Raw genomic sequence first — 20,481 nt, forward strand, 5'->3', positions numbered from 1 at the left:
AGCAGGGAGACGTCGAGCCCGGTACGCAGCACGGCGGCGCTCGCACGGCCCTCGTCACCGGTCGCGTGGGCGGTGCCCGCGGCGCCCAGCACCGCGGGACCTGCGGTCAGGGCGGCGGCCGTCGCGACGCCGGCGAGACGGCGTGCGGGCAGGCGGAAGTTCTTGCCGTTCAAGGTGGGGACCCCTCGGAGGAGACTTGCTCGGGACCTGCCAAGAATCGCGCATGCGGGGTGCCCGGTCAGCATCCTGCCGTGAGTTCACCCCTACGTGTGTTTCCCGTGCAGGTTTTCGAACCCCGGGGCACGCACGTTCTCCACAGTCACAGGCGCAACGGGGCTCTCAGCCCACGATCGTCCCGTTCAGGACGATCCGCCGAGGCGCCGCCAGCACCCGTACGTCGGCCCGCGGGTCGGTCTCGTACACCACGAGGTCCGCCGCGGCCCCCTCCTCCAGGCCCGGTCGGCCGAGCCAGGTCCGGGCCGTCCAGGTGGCCGCCGCGAGGGCCTTCGAGGCAGGGATGCCCGCGGTGACCAGTTCCGACACCTCGGCCGCCACCAGGCCGTGCGGCAGGGTGCCACCCGCGTCCGTGCCGACGAAGACCGGGATACCGGCGTCGTAGGCGGAGCGGACGGTGTCGTAGCGGCGTTCGTGGAGGCGGCGCATATGGGCCGACCACTGCGGGAACTTGGACTCGCCGCCGTCGGCCAGCTTGGGGAAGGTCGCGATGTTCACGAGGGTGGGGACGATGGCCACGCCCCGCTCGGCGAACAGCGGGATCAGGTCGTCCGTGAGGCCGGTCGCGTGCTCGATGCAGTCGATGCCGGCCTCGACCAGGTCCCTCAGCGAGCTCTCGGCGAAGCAGTGCGCGGTGACCCGGGCGCCCAGCCGGTGGGCCTCCGCGATGCCCGCCTCGACCGCCTCGCGCGGCCAGCTGGGGGCCAGGTCGCCGAGGTCGCGGTCGATCCAGTCGCCGACCAGCTTGACCCAGCCGTCGCCGCGCCGGGCCTCCTGGGCGACGTACGCGACCAGGTCCTGCGGCTCGATCTCGTGCGCGTAGCCGCGGATGTAGCGGCGGGTGCGGGCGATGTGCCGGCCGGCCCTGATGATCTTCGGCAGGTCGTCGCGGTCGTCGACCCAGCGGGTGTCGGAGGGTGAACCGGCGTCGCGGATCAGCAGGGTGCCCGCCTCGCGGTCGGTGAGCGCCTGCTTCTCGGCGATGTCGTCGTCGACGGGGCCGTGCGCGCCGAGGCCGACATGGCAGTGCGCGTCGACGAGGCCGGGCAGGGCCCAGCCCTCGACGGTACGGACGTCGTGGGCGCCGACGGGACGGTCGTAGGAGATCCGGCCGTCGACGACCCACAGCTCGTCCCGGACGTCGTCCGGACCGACGAGGACCCGGCCCTTCACGTGCAGCACCGCGCGTTCGCTCATGTACCGCACCCTAATGACCGGCTAGTCGCCCTTGCCCACCTGGTCCGAGGTCTCCTCCTCCACCTCGGCCATCGCCGGGTCGAGGAGTCGCGACAGGAAGTGGCGGGTGCGTTCGTGCCGGGGGGCGCCGATGACCTGGTCCGGGGTGCCGTCCTCGACGATCACTCCGCCGTCCATGAAGACGACCCGGTCGGCGACCTCGCGGGCGAAGGTCATCTCGTGGGTGACGACCATCATCGTCATGCCCTCGTGGGCGAGCATGCGCATGACGGCGAGGACGTCCCCGACCAGCTCGGGGTCCAGCGCGGACGTCGGCTCGTCGAAGAGCATCACCTCGGGGCCCATGGCGAGGGCGCGGGCGATGGCGACACGCTGCTGCTGGCCGCCGGAGAGGGACGCCGGGTACGCCGACGCCTTCTCCGCCAGGCCCACCCGCTCCAGGTTCTCGGCGGCCACCTTCGCGGCCGACGCCTTGTCGCGCCGGAGGACGCGGCGCTGCGGCAGCGTGAGGTTCTCGGTCACCGTGAGGTGCGGGAACAGGTTGAACTGCTGGAAGACCATGCCGATCCGGCGGCGTACGGCGTCGATGTCGACGTCCGGGTCGGTGAGCTCGGTGCCGCCCACGAAGACCTGGCCCTTGGTGGGCTCCTCCAGCAGGTTCACGCAGCGCAGCAGCGTCGACTTGCCGGAGCCGGACGGGCCGATGACGCACACGACCTCGCCCTGGTTGATCTCCAGGTCGATGCCGCGCAGCACCTCGTTGTCGCCGAAGGACTTGTGCAGGTCACGGACCTGGATCTCTGCCCTGGTACTCACTTGACGGCCTCCTGGGCCTTCGCCTCCATGCGGCGTACGACGAAGCCGAGCGGGATGGTCACCAGGAGGTAGCACAGGCCGGCGACCAGGATCGGCGTGGAGTTGGCGGTGGTACTGGCCAGGTCACGGCCGAACTTGGACAGTTCGCGCTCCTCCAGCGTGACGCCGAGGAGCAGCACGAGGGAGGAGTCCTTGAAGAGGATGATGAACTCGTTCGTCATCGGCGGGAGGATGATCCGGAACGCCTGCGGGATGACGATCGAGATCATGGCCCGTGCGGGCGAGAAGCCGAGTGACCGGGCCGCCTCCATCTGCCCCTTGGGCACCGCCTGAATGCCGGCCCGGAAAGTCTCCGCCAGATAGGCGGCACCGACCAGACCGAGCGCGATGGCGGCCTTGCCGTAGGTACCGCCGACGATCTCCGTGCCCGGGAAGGCCAGGGGGATCGCCACGCCGATGAAGATGAAGATCAGCAGGGCGGGCAGCCCCCGGAAGATCTCGATGTAGACGCCGGCGACCCAGCGGTACGGTCCGACGGACGACAGGCGCATCAGCGCGAGCACCAGTCCGAGCACCAGGGCGAAGACGAACCCGGACACGGTGTAGAGCACCGTGTTCTTCAACGCCAGCGTGATGACGTCCGGGAACATCTGCCGCGCGACGTCCCCCTGCGCGAACTGGTTCTGCAGTCGGTCCCAGTCGGCCGCGAACGCGAAGGCGATCACGGCCGCGACGAAGACGGCGTACTGGATGCCGCGCGACAGGCGACGCTTCTGGCGCCGGGTCAGGCCCTTTTTCCTCGGCTGGAGTTGTGTGTCTGTGTCGGTCATCGGTCAGGAGGAGGCGGGAGAGGGGGCGGCGGCGGACTCGTCGTACGGGCCGATCCACTGCTCGTACAGCTTCTTGTACGTGCCGTCGGCCTTGGCGTCCTTGATCGCCTTGTTGATGGCCTCGCGGAGCTTGTCGTTGCCCTTCTTCACCGTGACGCCGTACTGCTCACCGGTGTTGACCTGCTCGGCGACCTCGAAGGCGGCCGCGTTGGCCTTGTCCTTCAGCCAGCCCTGAACGACCGGGTAGTCGATGACGACGGCCTCGACCTGGCCGGTGCGCAGGCCGTTGAGGACGGCGTCGGAGGACTCGAAGGAGACCGGGTCCAGGCCCTTGCTCTTGGCGTAGTCCTCGCCGGTGGTCTGCGCCTGGGCGCCGACCTTCTTGCCCTTGAGGTCGGCGAAGGAGGAGATGCCGCTCTTCTTGTCGGCGAGGACGGCCTGGGTGGCCTCGAAGTACGGGTCCGAGAAGTCGACGTTCTTCTTGCGCTCCTCGGTGATGGTCATGCCGGCCGCGGCGAGGTCGCACTCGCCGGAGTTGAGGAACGCACCGGTCTTGAAGTTCTCGAAGGGCGTGTCGAGGATGCTCTGCTTCACGCCCAGGTCGTCCGCGACCAGGTCGATGAGGGAGACGTCGAAGCCCTGCACCTTGCCGTCGATCTCCGACTGGAAGGGCGGGTACGGCAGGTGGGTGCAGGTGGTGAGCTGGCCCGCCTTGACGAGCTCGACACCGCCGGCTGCGGTCTTCGTGCCGCTGCCGCCGTTGTCGCTGGAGGTGCAGCCGGCCACGAGCACCAGCCCGGCCGTCGCGGTGGTGGCGGCCAGAATGCGGGTCCGGCGCCCGAGGGTCGTCTTCACGGGGGGCCTCCTGTCAGGGAACTATGGGTTCCGATTATAAGGATGGGTTTGAGCACCTCAAACCAAACCGATGGCTGTGGAGCCGTTCTACCTAAGATCGGCGGAGTAGACCTCCATGAAGAAGTAGATCTCCACGAAGAAAGCGAGCGCCCTCCATGACCCACCCATTCCTCGATCTTCCCCCGCTGAGCGCCGCGCACTTCGCCTCGATCGAGGACCGGGTGGCCCGGCTGCTCGACACCCTGCAGGACGTCGTGATCATGCAGGGTGAGGCGCTGCTGCCGCTGGAAGGGGCGATCCGGGGGACGGCCGGGCCCGGTACGACCGCGCTGAACGTGATCACCGGTCCGTACGGGCAGACCTTCGGGAACTGGCTGCGGGACTGCGGGGCGACCGTGATCGATCTGGCGGTGCCCTTCCATACGGCGGTCACGGCGGACCAGATCCGGGAGGCCTTCGCCGAGCATCCCGGGATCGACTTCGTCTCCCTGGTGCACGCGGAGGCGGCGACCGGCAACACCAATCCCGTCGCGGAGATCGGCGAGGTCGTGCGGGCGCACGGGGCGCTGTTCTACCTGGACGCGGTGGCGTCGATCGGGGCGGAGCCGGTGCTGCCGGACGCCTGGGGTGTGGACCTGTGCGTCATCGGGGCGCAGAAGGCGATGGGCGGGCCGGCCGGGGTGTCGGCGGTGTCGGTGAGCGAGCGGGCGTGGGCCCGGATGGCGGCGAATCCGGGGGCGCCCCGGCGGTCGTATCTGTCGCTGCTGGACTGGAAGGAGCGCTGGATCGACGGCGGGCGCACGGCGCTGCTGCATGCGCCCGCGCAGCTGGAGATGCTGGCGCTGGAGGCTTGCGTGGAGCGGATCGAGGGGGACGGGCTCGCGGCGGTGATGGCGCGGCACCGGGCCGCCGCGGCCTCCGCCCGGGCCGGGGCGGTGGCTCTCGGCGGGGGGCTGGAGCCGTATGTGTACGAGGACCGGGAGGCCGCTCCGGTCGCCACGACGTTGCGGGCGCCGGTGGGGGTGGTGGCGTCGGAGGTGGTGGCCCGGGCGCTGGAGGTCGATCCCGTGGTGCCGCTCGCCGCGGGAGGCGGGGCGTTGGCCAAGGAGATGATCCGGGTCAATCACTACGGGGCCGATGCGACGGCGGGGGCCGTGCGGGCGAGTCTGGCGGCGTTGGGGGCCGCGCTGGCGGAGAAGGGGCTGGCTGTGGATGTGGAGGGGGCGCTGCGGGCCGTCGAGGAGGCCTGGCGGTAGTCGTGGTCCCCTGGGGAGCCGGCGGGCGTTACCGGGCACCGGGCGGGACCTCGAAGAACCAGTCGGGGTGTTCGGGTGCCTCGTAGTCGGCGTCCAGCAGCACCTTGTCGACCCTGCTCTTGACCGCTTCGGCGCTGTTCCTGGCCCCGCCGATCTCGCGTATGGCGGTCCGGAAGAGGGTGAAGTCCCGCTGGTCCAGGGCCTTCTGGCAGTCCTGGCTGCCCTGCCGGGCCTGGGCGCCGAACTGCTGCCAGAGCAGTCGGGCGCGCAGGTCGGGGATCCGGAAGTAGGAGCCGTTCGCCCACTGTGCGACCTTGCCCAGGTTGACGCAGGCGGGGCGGACCGGACTCAGGGCCTGCTTCAGGTCGCTCCAGTCGACGTCCTTGGCCGCCGCGATCGTGCGCAGTTCTTTGACGAAATGGTCGGCGTGGGCATTGGCGTGCCAGATCAGGTAGTGCCCGCCGAGGCGGTACCAGGCGTGCACCTGCTCCGCCTTCCTTTCGGCGGAGACCGGCGCGTCGGCGACGCCGCCCCACTGCTGCGTGGCGCGCTGGGCGGCCGTCGCGGTGATGATCCGGAGCTTCTGCCGCGCCTGGCCGACCGTTTCCACCGCGGCGATCCCCACCGCCACCGCACAGAGCACGAACACGCTGATACGCCGGGCGCGCACCGCCGATGGTCCTCTCCCGGGAGAGGACATCCGGGCAGGCCGGACAGGCCGGACAGGCCGGACAGGCCGGACAGGCCGGACAGGCCGGACAGGCCGGACAGGCCGGACAGGCCGGACAGGCCGGACAGGCCGGACAGGCCGCCACGCCCGGAACGCTCCTACGCGAGCGCAGACCGAGCCGACTGCCGCGACGACGACCGCGGTGACGGCCCCCAGTACCAGGGTGCCGTTGACCAGGAACAGAAACGCCGGCCCCAGCGACTGCCAGGGAGGCGTCCACGTACAGCTGGACTCAAGGGTGTTCAGGGGCGCGACGCATCCGTCCGAGGAGGTGAGCAGGATCATCCCCGCGAGGCTCGGCAGGGCCGCCGTCTCGGCTGCGATCAGCGCGCCGAGCAGCCGGTAGGGACCGCTTCTCGCGACGGCCGTGATCGCCGCGACCGCTGTCGCCGACACCAGGGCCACGAAGAGCCAGGCCACATAGCTCCACGCGAACATGCCCCCGCGCTGCTCCGGGCCGGGCTGCCAGGTGTGCATGTACGCCTGCACACCCGCGACGGCGGCCCAGCCCACGGCCCCGCCCAGCAGTCCCGGCAGCAGGACCCGGCGCAGCGGCGGAATCCCGTCCCCGGGTGCCGCCCCGTGGGTGCCGGTGCCGCGCAGGGCACCCTCGGCCCAGCGGGGCACGGCCGTGCGCGGGCCGGCGGCCCAGGCCAGCAGCGGCACCACCCAGAACACGGCGACCGCGGCGGGGATCAGGGGCAGCAGCAGTGTGCTCTGCACCGGGGGCATCACCGCGGTGATCGCGGACAACAGGGCCGGGTGACCGGTGAGGCGGCCGGGGAAGTCGTACAGCAGAGCTCTGTGCACCCCGTCGGCGGAGAACGAGAACCCGGTCGCGAACGGTCCCCCGACCATTCCCCACCAGGCGAGCCAGCAGGACAGCAGCACGACGGCGGCCGTCAGGCTGACCAGCAGCGCCGGACGTAGGGTCCGTCCTCGCCAGGTCCTGGTCCACAGGCGGGCGCACTGGGCCACCCACACGGCGTACACCACGCCGGCACATACGACGAGCAGCAGGAACTGGGGGCGGGTCGGATACCACTCGGCCCCCGAGCCGAACCCGGTGATCAGGTTGCCGGCGGTCATCCCGGCGCCGAGCCACAGCCCGCTCCGCAGACCCGAGGGCGCGCGTCCCGACGTCAGGACGGCGTGCGCGACCTCCCGCCACAGCGCGATCCCGACCACCCCGGTGACGAGGACCGCCGACGCCAGGACGACGGCCTGGTTCAGCCACGCGCCGGACACGTAGTACGGCGACAGGTAGTTCAGCACATGGAAGTCGATCAGTGCCGCCGCGGCGCCGGTCAGGAACATCGGCAGCGCTCGGATGCCGAACAGCGGCGCGGGATCGGCCAGGATGTCCCGGCGTAGTTCCCATCGCGGGTGGGTGCGCCACATGTCCAGGAACGGCGTGAAGGCCCGCCGTCGCGCGCCGTCGGCCGGCGCCGGCCCTGCGGTGCCGGCCCAGCCGCTCGGGTCGGCGCCCCAGCGCACCGCCGTCAGGTCGGCGTAGACCTCCCGGCTGTGCAGCACGTTCGATCGCGCGAGGTACACCAGCGCCACCAGGACGACGGGGAGCAGCACGCCACGCGCGGTCGTCGGCAGGCTACTGCGCCAGTTCGACGCCCCGAACTCGATGTAGGTCCCGTAGATCATCGTGCCCTCCCAGATCAGGTAGGGCACGAGCACCATGGCGAGGAACACCCGCCACAGGGCGACGGTGACGTAGGTGATGGTCACGTCCCGGTTGGCGATGTGCGCGAGTTCATGCAACAGGACCGCCCGGAAGCGCTGGGGGTCGCTGTTCCTCCCGGCGAGGAGGCCGCCGTGCAGGCACACGGTGGGACGGCCGTTGCGCCCGAACACGACCGCGCCGGTCGAGAGCGCCGTCGGGTCGACGACCACCCGCGGCGTCCGGGCCAGGCCGGCCGTCGCAGCCAGGTCGGCGAGCAGCCCGCGGAGTTCGCCGTCACGGTCGACCGACTCCAGCGGCACGACCCGGCCGCGCCTGGCCTTCCAGACCGGAAGCACGAGGAACAGCACACCCGCCGCGCCGGACAGCAGGACCGGCCACCCGGCGGTGGCCCACCACGGCGGCGGCGGGGCGTACTTGGCCATACAGGCCAGATAGGGAACGGCCTGGCTGAGGGCGCTGATCAGAGCGGGCCCGTTGCCGAGGTTGTCGGGATCCACCCCGGCGGCGAGATTGCAGCCCAGTCTGTCCCCGCTGCGCAGCGTTTCGACGACGGGCAGGATCATCGCGCCGCCGGCCGCCAGCATCAGGACCACCAGCATCGCGAAGCGGACGGTCGTGCCCACGCCGATCGCCCGCTCGGCCAACTCAGGCCGAGGATCGTAAGCAGCCACCGGATCAGCCCCGGCCCGGGGCGCCGCCGTCGGCCTGGGTGTCCGGCTCCTGTGGGGGGTCGCTCGCCTCGGCCAGCACCAGCCTGGCCACCACGGCGTCCGCGATCTCCTTGGCCCGCCGCTCGGACATCCCCCGCTCCCCGGCGGCCTCCAGCACCTGCTCCCGCACCTGGGCCAGCTGCTCCCGGGTGAGCGGCGGGACGGCGACCGGGGCGGGGCGACGGCGGAAGACCCTGCGCAGGACGGCCGTGGTGCGCTGCGCCGAGCCTTCCACGATCACGTCGGCCGCCCGCCTGGCCGCCTGGTCCACCGTCAGCCATACGACCGGTGTCACCAGGACCATGACCTCGCCCCAGCCGAACCCCAGCGGTTCCCGTCGACGGCCGCGTCCGCTCAGCCGCCGTACGACGGTGGCGTCGTCGAACCGGAACAACCCGTCCACGAGCGGAAGTTCGTCCACCGCCACGTCGGCCACCACGTCGCGGACGATGTCACGCACGTGCCTCCCGTCCGACGCCGTCATCCCAGAAGCCATGTCCGTCCCCCGAAGGCTCGCCGGCTGTCACGTCCGCAAAGTTGACCCGCACACAACAACTCTGGCACGGATTCCGAGGAACCCGGCATGGATTCCGAGGAACCCGTACGCCTGTGGGAAAGCCGGGCCGAGGCGGCCCTGCGGGGTTCGCCCGACGCTGAAAGCCGTACCGCCCCCGATCCCCCGTGCCACCCTCCCCCGCATGACGACCGACACCCCCACCCACCACCTCCCCGACGGCCGCCCGATCCCCCACTTCACCGGCGACGAGCGCCGCATGCTCGAAAGCTGGCTCGACTTCCACCGGGCGACGCTGGAGCTGAAGTGCGCGGGACTGGACGACGCGCAGGTGAGGCTCGCCGCCGCCGAGCCGTCGGAGTTGACGTTGCTCGGGCTGGTGCAGCATCTCGCGGAGTGCGAGCGGAACTGGTTCCAGCGGATGGCGGGCGGGCTGGAGCTGCCGCCGGTGTACGGGGAGGGGAACGAGAGCGGGTACGGGCTCGATGCCGGGCGCGGTATCGGTGAGGCGCTCTCGGTGTGGCGGCGGGAGATCGCGCGGGGGCGGGAGGTGTGTGCCGGGCGGGCGCTGGAGAGTGTGGGGCGGATCGCGGACGGGCCGATGGCCGGGGTCGAGGTCAGCTTCCGGTGGGTGCTCATACACATGATCGAGGAGTACGCCCGGCACAACGGCCACGCCGACATTCTGCGAGAGCACATCGACGGACTTACCGGTGCTTAAATTCTGAGTAATTCTCGAATTCCTTTTAAGGGTAGCTCCCCATTCTCTTCTGCCCGCTTTCGGCAGACCTAAACGCAAAGATTCCGCGAACGCCAACCGACGTATTTCGGGCAGGTCCCGTGAGAGTTACACGGCTGTGACGCGTTCCACATCGCGACCCCTTTGTCCGGTATTAACCGGACAGAAGGTGCATCTCGCGGCCATTTTTAGCCCATCCTCACGCCCGCGTGATAACACACCCAAGGCTCACACGTAACCCCTGACGGCCATGCAATTTCGAATTTCCCTCGGTAAATTCAATTCGCATGACTGCCGCACAAGCAGACCTGCAAATCGACCGTCCGGCGGTGGCCGACGGGGCCGCGCTGTGGCGGATTGCCAGAGACTCCAAGGCCCTCGACCTCAACTCGTCGTACAGCTATCTGCTGTGGTGCCGTGACTTCGCCGGCACGTCTGCCGTGGCCCGCGACGAGCACGGGGAACCGGTCGGCTTCATCACCGGCTACGTACGCCCGGACCGTCCGCGCACCCTGCTCGTCTGGCAGGTGGCCGTGGACGACGCCTACCGCGGCCGCGGCATAGCCGCCGCGCTGCTGGACGGGCTCGTGGCGCGGGTCGGCGGCGAGTACGGCGTCACCGGCATCGAGACCACCATCACACCCGGCAACACCGCCTCGGAGCGGCTGTTCGGCGCCTTCGCCGAGCGGCACGGCGCCCACCTGGAGCGCGAGGTGCTGTTCCCGACGGGCCTGTTCCCGGACGGGCCGCACGATCCCGAAGTCCTGTACCGCATCGGCCCCCTCTCCCTCTGACCTCCCCCACGCATCGAGGAGCGATTCGTCGTGACCATCACCCAGCCCGACCTCAGTGTCTTCGAGACCGTGGAGTCGGAAGTGCGCAGCTACTGCCGCGGCTGGCCCACCGTCTTCGACCGTGCTCGGGGCAGCCGTATGTACGACGAGGACGGCCACGAGTACCTGGACTTCTTCGCCGGGGCCGGCTCGCTGAACTACGGGCACAACAACCCGGTCCTGAAACGGGCTCTGATCGACTACCTGGAGCGGGACGGCGTCACGCACGGGCTCGACATGTCCACCAGTGCCAAGCGGGCCTTCCTGCAGACCTTCCAGGACCTGGTGCTGCGGCCGCGTGACCTGCCCTACAAGGTCATGTTCCCCGGCCCGACCGGCACCAACGCCGTGGAGTCCGCGCTGAAGCTGGCCCGGAAGGTGAAGGGGCGCGAGGCCATCGTGTCCTTCACCAACGCCTTCCACGGCATGTCCCTCGGGTCCCTCGCCGTCACCGGCAACGCGTTCAAGCGGGCCGGCGCCGGAATCCCGCTGGTCCACGGCACGCCCATGCCGTTCGACAACTACTTCGACGGCACCGTCCCGGACTTCCTGTGGTTCGAGCGGCTCCTGGAGGACCAGGGCTCCGGCCTCAACAAGCCGGCGGCCGTGATCGTCGAGAGCGTGCAGGGCGAGGGCGGCATCAACGTCGCGCGTCCCGAGTGGCTGCGTGCGCTGGCCGACCTGTGCGAGCGGCAGGACATGCTGCTCATCGTCGACGACATCCAGATGGGCTGCGGCCGCACCGGCGCCTTCTTCTCCTTCGAGGAGGCGGGCATCACACCGGACATCGTCACCGTGTCCAAGTCCATCAGCGGCTACGGGCTGCCCATGTCGCTGTGCCTGTTCAAGCCCGAGCTGGACATCTGGGAGCCGGGCGAGCACAACGGCACCTTCCGCGGCAACAACCCCGCCTTCGTCACCGCCACCGCCGCCCTGGAGTCGTACTGGGCCGACGGCTCTGCGATGGAGAAGCAGACCCGGGCGCGCGGCGAGCAGGTCGAGCAGGGGCTGATCGCCATCTGCGAGGAGAACCCCGCCGACGTCAAGGAGTACCGGGGCCGCGGCCTGGTGTGGGGCATGGAGTTCCACGACAAGGAGCGGGCCGGGCGGATCGCCCAGCGCTCCTTCGAGCTCGGGCTGCTCGTGGAGACGTCCGGTCCGGAGAGCGAGGTCGTCAAGCTGCTCCCGGCCCTGACCATCACCCCGGACGAGCTGGACGAGGGGCTCCGCATCCTCGCCCGCGCCGTCCGTGAGACCGCCTGACCGGCAGGCAGGACAGCCGGGCAGACGGTCGGGAAGAAGAGAACACCACCACCTAGGAGGCATCGCAACACCGTGATCGTCCGTTCGTTCAAGGACATCGAAGGCACCGAGCGCCATGTGAAATCGGCGTCCGGCACCTGGGAGAGCAAGCGCATCGTCCTCGCGAAGGAGAGGGTCGGCTTCTCGCTGCACGAGACGGTCCTGTACGCGGGTACGGAGACGTCGATGTGGTACGCGAACCACATCGAGGCCGTCGTCTGCGTCGAGGGCGAGGCCGAGCTGACCGACCACGAGACCGGGCGGACGTACGCGATCACGCCCGGAACCATGTACCTCCTGGACGGGCACGAGCGGCACACGCTGCGGATCAAGGAGGACTTCCGCTGCATCTGCGTGTTCAACCCGCCCGTGACCGGCCGGGAGGACCACGACGAGAACGGCGTCTACCCGCTGCTCACCGAGCCCGAGGAGGTGTGAGAACCCCATGACCACCGCCATGACCGGAAACGTCACCGATCTCTACCCCAGCCGCGGTGCCACCGAGGTGTCGACCCCGCGCCAGGACCCCGTCGTCTGGGGCGCGCCCGACACCCCGGGCCCGATCGCGACCGGCGACCTCCAGTCGTTCGAGCGCGACGGCTTCCTCGCCATCGACCAGCTCATCACCGAGGACGAGGTGGCGGTCTACCACCAGGAGCTGGAGCGGCTCGTCAGCGACCCGGCGATCCGCATGGACGAGCGCTCGATCGTCGAGCCGAAGTCCAAGGAGATCCGGTCCGTCTTCGAGGTGCACCGGATCAGCGAGGTGTTCGCGCAGCTGGTGCGCGACGAGCGCGTGGTCGGCCGGGCACGGCAGATCCTCGGCTCGGACGTGTACGTCCACCAGTCGCGGATCAACGTCAAGCCGGGCTTCGGGGCCAGTGGCTTCTACTGGCACTCCGACTTCGAGACCTGGCATGCCGAGGACGGTCTGCCGAACATGCGCACGGTGTCCGTCTCGATCGCGCTGACCGAGAACTACGACACCAACGGCGGGCTCATGATCATGCCCGGCTCGCACAAGACCTTCCTCGGGTGTGCGGGGGCCACGCCGAAGGACAACTACAAGAAGTCCCTCCAGATGCAGGACGCCGGGACGCCGTCCGACGAGGCGCTGACCAAGATGGCCTCCGAGTACGGCATCAAGCTCTTCACGGGCAGGGCCGGTTCGGCGACCTGGTTCGACTGCAACTGCATGCACGGCTCCGGCGACAACATCACGCCGTTCCCGCGCAGCAACGTTTTCATCGTCTTCAACAGCGTGGAAAACGCCGCCGTCGACCCCTTCGCGGCTCCGATACGGCGTCCGGAATTCATCGGCGCACGGGACTTCACGCCCGTGAAGTGAGCCTCACACCGGTGAGGTGACTCTCACAGCCACGCCAGCGACGCGGCCCGCTCCAGTACGTTCCGTACGGCGGCCGCGTCGCCGGTTTCGCCCCGCGGGACGGTTTCCGGGGCGTGCCGCCCGCCGACCAGCAGGCAGAAGTCGACGGGATCGAGGGCGAGTTCGGCCCGGACCGGCTCGTCCCCGGAGCCCAGGACCCACTCCGTGCCCCCGGTGACCGAGAACAGCACCGGGGGCGCGCTGGGTCCCAGGGCCAGGCCGAGAATGCGGACGGCGAGGCGGACCAGCTGGTCCAGGTGTTCCCGGGGCGGCGGCGGGACGGCGAGGCCGAGGGCGCGGCCGATGTCGTCGGTGTGGATCCACGCTTCGAAGCCGCGTACCAGGAAGTGGTCGGCGACGGGCAGCCGCAGCCCCATCAACGTCACGGCGCGCGCGGCGAGTTCGGTGTCCCCGGCCTCGGGGGTGGCGAGCAGCTCGTCCGCCTGCGCGGACCAGTCGGCCACGGTCTCCTCGGGCGTACGGCCCTGCTCGTGCGCGATGACATCGGCACTGCGGCGGTCCCAGGCGTCCTCCCAGCCCGTGCCCTCCGCGATCCGCGAGGGCGGTACACGGGCCGCCACGCCGAGCCGGGCGGCCAGGTGCTCGTCGGCGGCGAGGAGGTGCGCGACGGTGGCGTGCACGTCCCAGTCGTGCACGACCGGCGTGGCCCAGCGGCCCTCCAGCTCGGGCACCAGCGCCTTCAGCCCGGCGACGGCGACGGCGTAGGGGGCGGCGTGCGCGGCGACGCGGGGGACGGCGGGGCGGGTGCGCAGGGCGAGGGACAGCACGCCGTTGTTCCGCCCCGCGGGAGCCCCCGGCGGCGGCCCGTCCAGCAGCCGTACGGTCTCCCGCAGTCGTGCCGCCTCCGCCGCGCAGCTTCCGCACGCGGCCAGGTGCGGCCGGACCGTCACCTCCTCGGCCGGGTCGAGGGCGCCGAAGGCCCAGGCGGCCAGCAGGTCACGTACGGCCTCGTGCTCGTCGGTCATCGCCCGCCTCCTCCCCGTGCCGGTTCCCCGCGAGGACCCGTCGCGCGTTCGCGCGTTCGCTCCGGGTACTCCTCTCGTCTTCCCTGCGAGTACCCCTTCCCGCCATCATGCGCCCCTTTCGAGCGCGGGATCCGGTGGGTCGGCCAAAGTTTCCGCCAAGGAGCGCAGGGCGGTGCGCAGCCGGGTCTTGGCGGTGCCCTCGGGGATCCCCAGCTCGACGGCGGCCTGCCGGTAGGTGCGGCCCGCGAAGTAGGCGAGGTGGACGACCTCCCGTTGGGGTTGCGGGAGTTCGGCGAGGGCGGAGTGCAGCAGGAGGGAGCGTTCCCGGTCGACGACCGTCTCGTCGGGGCCGGGTCCGGCGTCGGGGATGGCCTGGAGCGTGGAGTCGTCGGCGCCGGCGTGCTTGCGGTGCCGGGCCTCGCTGCGGACCCAGTCCACGGCCCGCCGGTGGGCGAGCACGGACAGCCAGGTGCGCAGCGAGCCTCGGCGCGGATCGAAGGCGTACGGCCTGCTCCAGAGCTGGGCGAAGACCTCCTGCGCGACGTCCTCGGCGGCGGCCGGGGACCGGGTGACCCGCACGGCGACCCGCCGTACCAGCCCGCCGTACGCCCCGTACACCTCGGCCAGCGCGCTCTCGTCGCCGTACACCAGCCGCCGGTGCACCTCCGCGTCGGCAGTCGGCTCGACGGACACATCGCCCGTGGACTCCACCGGCACCACCACCCCTGACGCCCTTCCTAGCGCCCCCGGCGGGTGGGCGCCAGTGGTTCACGGAGACAGGGCGTCCAGGAGCCGATCGACATCCTCGGGGGTGTTGTAGAGGTGGAAGGCCGCGCGCAGGTTGCCCGCCCGGTCGGAGACCTCGATTCCGGCAGCGCTCAGCTCGGGCTGGCGGTCGCCGAGGCCTGGCACGGAGACGATGGCCGAACCGGGTGAGGGCACGGGTTCGTGGCCGAGGGTGGCGAGGCCCGCGCGGAAGCGGTCGGCGAGGGCGAGGTCGTGGGCGTGGATGGCGCTCGCGCCGAGTTCCTCGATCAGTTCCAGGGAGGTGCGCAGTCCGGCGTGGGTGAACAGGGCGGGGCTGATGTCGAAGCGCCGGGCGGAGTGGGCGAGGTTCTCGACGGGGCCGTAGCAGCTGTCCCAGGGGAGCTCGCCGGAGACCCAGCCGGCGAGCAGCGGTGTCAGTCCGCCGAAGTCCTCGGGGACGACGCAGAAGGCGGCCCCGTGCGGGCCCATGAGCCACTTGAAGCCGACGGCGGCGACGTAGTCGTACGCGCCCGCGTCCAGCGGCAGCCAGCCGGCCGCCTGGGAGGCGTCGAGGTAGGTGCGGGCCCCGTGCTCCAGGGCGGCGGCGCGCACGGCGGGCAGATCGGCGATCCGTCCGTCGGCGGACTGGGCGGCGCTGACGGCGACGAGCGCGGTGTCCGGGCGGACGGACTCGGCGAGGCGTTCCAGCGGGACGGCGCGGACCTTGAGGTCGCCGCGCATGTGGAAGGGGTTCACCAGGGAGGCGAAGTCGGCCTCGGCGGTGAGGACTTCGGCGCCGGCGGGCAGCGACGCGGCGATCAGCCCGCCGTACTCGGCGACCGAGGCTCCGGACGCGACCCGCTCGACGGGCACGCCCACCAGCCGGGCGAAGGAGGCGCGGACGGTCTCCACGTTCTCGTAGAGCGGGCCGAGCGGGGTGCCCTCGGCCCGCATCCGCACGGCCCGTTCGAGGGCGGCGACGGTGCGGGCCGGCAGCAGTCCGCTGCTCGCGGTGTTGAGATAGACGTTCTTCGGGGCGAACTCGGCGCGGACGAGGCTCTCGAAGGTCTCCATGGCTCCACTCTGGGCCCTGAACACCTATCAGTCCATTGCGATTTTTTGCGTGCGATCGCTAAGTGATGCTTATAGATCGGCGCCGACCTGCGGGTTCACTCAGCGCTGCGGCACCGCGCACCCGTCGGGACCGCACGCGTCGGCGTCACTATGGCCTCCCTGGTCGATGAGCCGGAGCGGCGAGCGCTCGCCCCACGCCTGCGTCAGCGCCTGTTCGAAGACCTCGGCGGGCTGGGCGCCGGAGACGCCGTACGTGCGGTCCAGGACGAAGAAGGGCACGCCGTTGGCCCCGAGCCGGGCGGCCTCGCGCTCGTCGGCACGGACGTCGTCGGCGTAGGCGGTCGGGTCGGCGAGGACCCCCCGGACGTCGTCGGCGTCGAGCCCGGCCTCGACGGCCAGCTCCACGAGCCGCTCGTCGCCCTCGGCGAACACGGACCGCTCCTCGGCGAAGTTCGCCCGGTAGAGGATCTGGATCAGCTCGTCCTGCCGGCCGTGCTCCTTGGCGAGGTGCAGCAGGCGGTGCATGTCGAAGGTGTTGCCGTGGTCGCGGTCCCGGGTGCGGTACTCCAGGCCCTCGGCGGCGGCCTGCACACCCAGGTTGTCCTCGGCGGCCTCGGCCTGCGCCTCGCTGATGCCGTACTTCTTGGCGATCATGGGGATGACCGGGCCGGTGTCGGCCTTGTCGCGTCCGGGGTCCAGCTCGAACGAGCGGTGCACCACCTCGACCTGGTCGCGGTGCGGGAAGGCCTGCAGCGCCTTCTCGAAGCGGGCCTTGCCCACATAGCACCAGGGGCAGGCGATGTCGCTCCAGATCTCGACGCGCATGTCTTCGGCTCTCTCCCAGTCGTACGGGTACGGAGACTCCCTCCGGTTAGTGGGTGAACGTTCAAGCAGCCCGGTTCATTCCCCGGTCACGGAGAAGCGCAGGAAGAGATGGTGGTCGCCCTCGGCGGGCGGGTTCTCCGGGTCCGGACGCCAGCCCCGGCCGGCGTAGAAGGTCTGCGCACGCCGGTTGTCCACGTGCACGTCGAGCACGGCCGTCCGCTTGCCGTCGGCCCGCCACTCCTCCACGCAGGCGGCGTGCAGGGCCGCACCGACGCCTCGGCCCCAGTGGTCGGGATCGACATGGAACTGGAACAGCTTGACCAGGTCGGCGGGGGCACCCTCGGGGGTGCGGAAGGACGCGAGGCCGATGATCCGGCCCTTCTCCACCACGCACCGCACATGCCCGTCCGGCCGCGCGATGGCGCCCTGCCAGACGGCGAGCCAGTCGGTGCCGTCGTCCGGGATCCCGTCCGGGTAGTACGTCGCCCGGGCGCGTGCGTGCAGGGCGGCGACCGTCTCCGCCTCGACGGGCAGCACGGTACGGATCACCCGGATCGCGGTCTCTCTGTCACTGATCATGCAACGTTGGACGTGACCCCGGACGCGGCGGTTCCGAGCCGGCTGAACTGCGCCCGATAACCGCTCGGCGTCAGTCCCGTACGGCGCACCAGATGCCCCCGCAGCGAGTCGGCGGTGCCCAGACCGCAGGCGCGGGCCACCTGGTCCATGGGCAGGGCGGTGGTCTCCAGGAGTTCCTTGGCGCGCTCGATGCGCTGGTGCAGCAGCCACTGCAGCGGGCTCACCCCGCTCTCGGCGTGGAAGCGGCGGGTGAGGGTGCGGACGCTGACGCCTGCGTGCCGGGCCAGGTCGGTGAGAGTGAGCGGCTTGTCGAGGTTGCGCATGGCCCAGCCGCGGGTGTCGGCACAGGCGTTGCCGCGCTCGGGCGGCAGCGGGGTCTGGGTGAACTGGGTCTGGCCGCCGGGCCGTACGGGTGCGACGAGGGCGCGGCGGGCGACCTCGTTGGCGACGGCGGCGCCGTAGTCGGTGCGGATGACGTGCAGGCACAGGTCGATGCCGGCGGCGTAGCCGGAGGAGGTGACGTAGGGGCCGTCCTGGACGTAGAGCACGTCTCCGCGCAGGTCGACGTGCGGGTAGCGGCGGCGCAGCTCCTCGGCGTGGGCCCAGTACGTGGTGGCCCGGCGTCCGTGCAGCAGGCCCGCCTCGGCGAGTTGGAAGGCGCCCGTGCACAGGGAGGCGATCCGCTTGCCGTCGGCGGCCGCCTCGCGCACCGCGGTCACGATCCGCGCCTCCGGCTCGAAGGGCTGACCGGTGCCGGCGACGAGCACGGTGTCGGCCTCCCGTACCGCGTCGAGTCCGTGCCGTACATACAGGTCGAGCCCGCCGCTGGTGGGCACCGGGCCCGGCTCGGCCGCGCAGATGACCACCTCGTAGCCGGGCCGACCGTCGACCTCGACCTTGCCGAACAGCATCTCCGGGATGGCGAGGTTGAACATCGACACGGGCGACGGCGCGACGACGGCGATGCGGTGCGGGGCGTGCGGCTGGGGCATGGCCAGAACCTCCGGGTGCATGGCATTCCGGCCACTACTGTACGACGGCGCGGATCATCAGCATGGAGGGCATGTCAACGAACCAGACCCTCAAGGGCGACGAACTCGCCACCACACAGGGGGAGTCGGGACCCAGGAGGTCCTCCGCCGCCCTCACCCTCACCGCCGGTCTCCTCGGCTTCGCGCTGGTCTGCCTCGACGCGTCCATCGTGAACGTGGCGCTGCCCGCGATCGGTTCGTCCCTCGGCGGCGGGATGTCCGGCCTCCAGTGGGTGGTGGACGCCTACACGCTGGCCTTCGCCGCGCTGATGCTGTCGACCGGGGCGTTCTCGGACCGGGCGGGTGCGAGCCGGGCGTTCGGGCTCGGTGCGGCCGTCTTCACGCTGGCCTCGGCGGCCTGCGGACTGGCGCCGAATCTGCCCGCGCTGATCGGCGCGCGGGTGGTGCAGGGCATGGCGGCGGCGGTCGTGCTGCCCGCCTCGCTGGCGCTGGTGCGGCAGGCGTACGCCGACCCGGCGCGGCGGGCACGGGCGGTGGCCGGGTGGGCGGCGGGCGGTTCGGCGGCGGTGGCGCTGGGTCCGGTGGTGGGCGGTGCGCTGACGACGGCCTGGGACTGGCGCTGGATCTTCTTCGTCAACCTTCCGGTCGGTGCCCTGATCCTCGCGCTGCTGGTCCGGGCCCCGCGCTCGCGTCGCCGCCCGGCACCGCTGGACCTGCCCGGCCAGGTGACGGCGGTGGTGGCCCTCACGGCACTGACGTTCGCGGTGATCGAAGGCGGGGCGGAGGGCTGGGCGGCGCTGGCGGTGGCCGTGGTGGCCGCGGTCGTGTTCGTCCGGATCGAGGCACGGCAGTCTCACCCGGTCGTCCCGCTCGGCCTGTTCCGCAACCGGACCGTCGCGGTGGCGGTGGCCGCGGGAGCGGCGGTCAGCGTGGCCTTCTACGGCCTGGTGTTCGTCTTCTCGCTCTTCTTCCAGCAGGTCCAGCACCGTTCCGCGCTCCAGGCCGGCCTGATGTTCCTGCCGATGACGGGCCTGATCGCGGTGACGAACGTGGTGGCGGGCAAGCTCGCCGGCCGCCACGGTCCCCGGCTGCCCATGCTGGTGGGGCAGGGCCTGGCCGTCGTAGGACTGCTCATGACGCTGTACGTCGACAGCGGCACGCCTGCGGTCCTGGTGGCCCTGCTCCTCGTCCCGATGGCGCTGGGCTGCGCGCTGACGGTGCCGCCGCTGACCGCGGCCATGCTGGAGGCCGTGCCCGCCGAGCGAGCGGGCCTTGCGGCCGGCGTGCTCAACGCGGCGCGGCAGACGGCGGGGGCGCTGGGCATCGCCGTGTTCGGGACGCTGATCTCCGACGGCTTCGTGGCGGGGATGCGGGTGAGCGTGATCGTCAGCGCGGCCCTGCTCGCGGTGACGGGTCTGCTCAGCTTCCGTCTCGCAGGTCCTTCGGCCAGTTCGGCCTGAACTCCAGGTGGTCGTACGTCACGACGCAGCCCTCCCCCATCGGCGACTGCGTCATGAACCCGACGAGGGCGGCGTCCGCCTCCTTCTCCTCCCCCAGTGTGAAGAGGCGGACGAAGGTCCAGTGCTCGCCGTCCCGGGAGGCGTGGAAGGCGAAGGCCCGCCCGGTCCGACTCACCCGCAGCCAGACCGAACTGCCCTCGACGCTGAAGGAGTTGGCGTCGTCGGAGTGCCCACGGGTGACCACCGTGCACACGGTCGGCACATCCGGCGAGTACTCCAGACACAGCTTGGCCCAGGCCCGCTCCCCGACATGGACGTAGAGCACCCCGGCGTCGAAGGCGGCGGCGAACCCGACGGTGACCCGGGCGATCAGCTGGAAGTCCCCCTCGGGCGAACCGAGCAGACGCGGGGCGTCGGAGGCGGGGTCCAGAGCCTCCCCGGTGGGCGGCACGAACCGGTCCTGCCGGGGCCCGGCCCATCCGGAGAGGATGCCGTCCTCGTAGAGCCAGTGCCCGTCGGGACCGTAGGTACGGAGAGGGAAGGGCAGTTCGGGAAGTTCCACGTCCATGCCTGGATTCTTCCAGGCGATGCCCGGCGACGGGGCCCGAGGGGTGGTCCCGGTCGGCGGGACCGGAAGGCGTCCGGAATCGGTGTCGACTTTCGTCGTTCGCGACCGCACCGAAGGGCGGATGCGGGTGCCCGGCGGCCGGTGTCTA

General features: G+C 71.2%; 20 protein-coding genes. 7 read left to right on the forward strand and 13 right to left on the reverse strand.

What is annotated here, in order from left to right; genetic code table 11:
* Positions 1 to 339: 339 nt before the first annotated feature.
* Genes POF73_RS33985 through POF73_RS34000 form a run of 4 tightly spaced genes read right to left on the reverse strand, consistent with a single transcriptional unit; the run spans position 340 to position 3,932 of the window.
* Entirely contained in the window at positions 340 to 1,431 is a 1,092-nt protein-coding gene (locus POF73_RS33985) for an amidohydrolase family protein (protein WP_272122919.1), read from the reverse strand.
* A gap of 21 nt (positions 1,432 to 1,452) precedes the next feature.
* Positions 1,453 to 2,247: an amino acid ABC transporter ATP-binding protein gene (locus tag POF73_RS33990; protein WP_272122920.1), complete on the reverse strand. Its 795-nt coding sequence runs from the start codon at positions 2,245 to 2,247 to the stop codon at positions 1,453 to 1,455.
* Positions 2,244 to 3,077, reverse strand: a complete 834-nt coding sequence (locus POF73_RS33995; protein ID WP_272122921.1) for an amino acid ABC transporter permease — start codon at positions 3,075 to 3,077, stop codon at positions 2,244 to 2,246. Before POF73_RS33995 ends, POF73_RS33990 begins: the two co-directional genes overlap by 4 nt.
* A 3-nt stretch (positions 3,078 to 3,080) precedes the next feature.
* On the reverse strand, positions 3,081 to 3,932 hold the full coding sequence (locus POF73_RS34000; RefSeq protein WP_272122922.1) for an ABC transporter substrate-binding protein: 852 nt from the start codon (positions 3,930 to 3,932) through the stop codon (positions 3,081 to 3,083).
* Positions 3,933 to 4,087: 155 nt separating this feature from the next.
* Between POF73_RS34000 and POF73_RS34005 the strand changes: the two genes are divergently transcribed.
* Positions 4,088 to 5,188 (forward strand): pyridoxal-phosphate-dependent aminotransferase family protein, encoded by a 1,101-nt coding sequence (locus POF73_RS34005; protein WP_272122923.1) that lies wholly within the window; start codon positions 4,088 to 4,090, stop codon positions 5,186 to 5,188.
* Positions 5,189 to 5,216: 28 nt separating this feature from the next.
* On the opposite strand, the gene POF73_RS34010 is transcribed toward POF73_RS34005, so the two are convergent.
* Together POF73_RS34010 and POF73_RS34015 are read right to left on the reverse strand one after the other, a co-directional pair.
* Positions 5,217 to 8,261: a M56 family metallopeptidase gene (locus tag POF73_RS34010; RefSeq protein WP_272122924.1), complete on the reverse strand. Its 3,045-nt coding sequence runs from the start codon at positions 8,259 to 8,261 to the stop codon at positions 5,217 to 5,219.
* 31 nt (positions 8,262 to 8,292) lie between these two features.
* Entirely contained in the window at positions 8,293 to 8,787 is a 495-nt protein-coding gene (locus POF73_RS34015) for a hypothetical protein (protein WP_272122925.1), read from the reverse strand.
* 238 nt (positions 8,788 to 9,025) lie between these two features.
* Here POF73_RS34015 and POF73_RS34020 point away from each other — a divergent pair, with 238 nt between their 5' ends.
* The 5 genes from POF73_RS34020 to thpD all read left to right on the forward strand — a co-directional run bounded on the left by POF73_RS34020 (position 9,026) and on the right by thpD (position 13,063).
* Positions 9,026 to 9,562, forward strand: coding sequence for a DinB family protein (locus POF73_RS34020; RefSeq protein WP_272122926.1), 537 nt, complete (start codon positions 9,026 to 9,028; stop codon positions 9,560 to 9,562).
* Between the two features lie 305 nt (positions 9,563 to 9,867).
* Positions 9,868 to 10,374, forward strand: coding sequence for a diaminobutyrate acetyltransferase (gene ectA / locus POF73_RS34025; protein WP_272122927.1), 507 nt, complete (start codon positions 9,868 to 9,870; stop codon positions 10,372 to 10,374).
* 30 nt (positions 10,375 to 10,404) lie between these two features.
* The gene (ectB, locus tag POF73_RS34030) at positions 10,405 to 11,676 is read left to right on the forward strand and encodes a diaminobutyrate--2-oxoglutarate transaminase (protein ID WP_272122928.1); all 1,272 of its coding nucleotides are present in this window, start codon (positions 10,405 to 10,407) and stop codon (positions 11,674 to 11,676) included.
* Positions 11,677 to 11,748: 72 nt separating this feature from the next.
* The gene (locus POF73_RS34035; protein WP_272122929.1) at positions 11,749 to 12,153 is read left to right on the forward strand and encodes an ectoine synthase; all 405 of its coding nucleotides are present in this window, start codon (positions 11,749 to 11,751) and stop codon (positions 12,151 to 12,153) included.
* 7 nt (positions 12,154 to 12,160) lie between these two features.
* A complete protein-coding gene (gene thpD, locus POF73_RS34040; RefSeq protein ID WP_272122930.1) occupies positions 12,161 to 13,063 on the forward strand; it encodes an ectoine hydroxylase in 903 nt (300 codons plus the stop codon).
* A 23-nt stretch (positions 13,064 to 13,086) separates the two neighbouring features.
* Here thpD and POF73_RS34045 read toward each other — a convergent pair whose 3' ends face one another.
* The 6 genes from POF73_RS34045 to POF73_RS34070 all read right to left on the reverse strand — a co-directional run bounded on the left by POF73_RS34045 (position 13,087) and on the right by POF73_RS34070 (position 18,305).
* Complete coding sequence (locus tag POF73_RS34045; RefSeq protein ID WP_272122931.1) at positions 13,087 to 14,088, reverse strand: maleylpyruvate isomerase family mycothiol-dependent enzyme; 1,002 nt, start codon at positions 14,086 to 14,088, stop codon at positions 13,087 to 13,089.
* A 105-nt stretch (positions 14,089 to 14,193) separates the two neighbouring features.
* Entirely contained in the window at positions 14,194 to 14,811 is a 618-nt protein-coding gene (locus POF73_RS34050) for an RNA polymerase sigma factor (RefSeq protein WP_272122932.1), read from the reverse strand.
* A 45-nt stretch (positions 14,812 to 14,856) separates the two neighbouring features.
* On the reverse strand, positions 14,857 to 15,909 hold the full coding sequence (locus POF73_RS34055) for an aminotransferase class V-fold PLP-dependent enzyme (RefSeq protein WP_272122933.1): 1,053 nt from the start codon (positions 15,907 to 15,909) through the stop codon (positions 14,857 to 14,859).
* 99 nt (positions 15,910 to 16,008) lie between these two features.
* Positions 16,009 to 16,734: a DsbA family oxidoreductase gene (locus POF73_RS34060; RefSeq protein WP_272122934.1), complete on the reverse strand. Its 726-nt coding sequence runs from the start codon at positions 16,732 to 16,734 to the stop codon at positions 16,009 to 16,011.
* Positions 16,735 to 16,809: 75 nt separating this feature from the next.
* Positions 16,810 to 17,313 carry a GNAT family N-acetyltransferase gene (locus tag POF73_RS34065; protein ID WP_272122935.1) on the reverse strand — a complete coding sequence of 168 codons (504 nt, stop codon included), beginning with the start codon at positions 17,311 to 17,313 and terminating at the stop codon, positions 16,810 to 16,812.
* Positions 17,310 to 18,305, reverse strand: a complete 996-nt coding sequence (locus tag POF73_RS34070) for a GlxA family transcriptional regulator (protein ID WP_272122937.1) — start codon at positions 18,303 to 18,305, stop codon at positions 17,310 to 17,312. Before POF73_RS34070 ends, POF73_RS34065 begins: the two co-directional genes overlap by 4 nt.
* Positions 18,306 to 18,376: 71 nt before the next feature.
* Between POF73_RS34070 and POF73_RS34075 the strand changes: the two genes are divergently transcribed.
* A complete protein-coding gene (locus POF73_RS34075) occupies positions 18,377 to 19,765 on the forward strand; it encodes an MFS transporter (protein WP_272122938.1) in 1,389 nt (462 codons plus the stop codon).
* Here the strand turns inward: POF73_RS34075 and POF73_RS34080 are convergent.
* Entirely contained in the window at positions 19,725 to 20,333 is a 609-nt protein-coding gene (locus tag POF73_RS34080; RefSeq protein WP_272122939.1) for a DUF1349 domain-containing protein, read from the reverse strand. The genes POF73_RS34075 and POF73_RS34080 overlap by 41 nt on opposite strands.
* Between the last annotated feature and the right edge of the window lie 148 nt (positions 20,334 to 20,481).

This window comes from Streptomyces sp. HD (assembly GCF_028369295.1).
GTDB lineage: Bacteria > Actinomycetota > Actinomycetes > Streptomycetales > Streptomycetaceae > Streptomyces.

Bases quoted from the DNA above. Each gene is read 5' to 3' on its own strand.
- POF73_RS33985 (WP_272122919.1), bottom strand. From the start codon at position 1,431: ATGAGCGAACGCGCGGTGCTGCACGTGAAGGGCCGGGTCCTCGTCGGT.
- POF73_RS33995 (WP_272122921.1), bottom strand. From the start codon at position 3,077: ATGACCGACACAGACACACAACTCCAGCCGAGGAAAAAGGGCCTGACC.
- POF73_RS34005 (WP_272122923.1), top strand. From the start codon at position 4,088: ATGACCCACCCATTCCTCGATCTTCCCCCGCTGAGCGCCGCGCACTTC.
- POF73_RS34020 (WP_272122926.1), top strand. From the start codon at position 9,026: ATGACGACCGACACCCCCACCCACCACCTCCCCGACGGCCGCCCGATC.
- ectA (WP_272122927.1), top strand. From the start codon at position 9,868: ATGACTGCCGCACAAGCAGACCTGCAAATCGACCGTCCGGCGGTGGCC.
- thpD (WP_272122930.1), top strand. From the start codon at position 12,161: ATGACCACCGCCATGACCGGAAACGTCACCGATCTCTACCCCAGCCGC.
- POF73_RS34045 (WP_272122931.1), bottom strand. From the start codon at position 14,088: ATGACCGACGAGCACGAGGCCGTACGTGACCTGCTGGCCGCCTGGGCC.
- POF73_RS34055 (WP_272122933.1), bottom strand. From the start codon at position 15,909: ATGGAGACCTTCGAGAGCCTCGTCCGCGCCGAGTTCGCCCCGAAGAAC.
- POF73_RS34060 (WP_272122934.1), bottom strand. From the start codon at position 16,734: ATGCGCGTCGAGATCTGGAGCGACATCGCCTGCCCCTGGTGCTATGTG.
- POF73_RS34065 (WP_272122935.1), bottom strand. From the start codon at position 17,313: ATGATCAGTGACAGAGAGACCGCGATCCGGGTGATCCGTACCGTGCTG.
- POF73_RS34070 (WP_272122937.1), bottom strand. From the start codon at position 18,305: ATGCCCCAGCCGCACGCCCCGCACCGCATCGCCGTCGTCGCGCCGTCG.
- POF73_RS34075 (WP_272122938.1), top strand. From the start codon at position 18,377: ATGTCAACGAACCAGACCCTCAAGGGCGACGAACTCGCCACCACACAG.
- POF73_RS34080 (WP_272122939.1), bottom strand. From the start codon at position 20,333: ATGGACGTGGAACTTCCCGAACTGCCCTTCCCTCTCCGTACCTACGGT.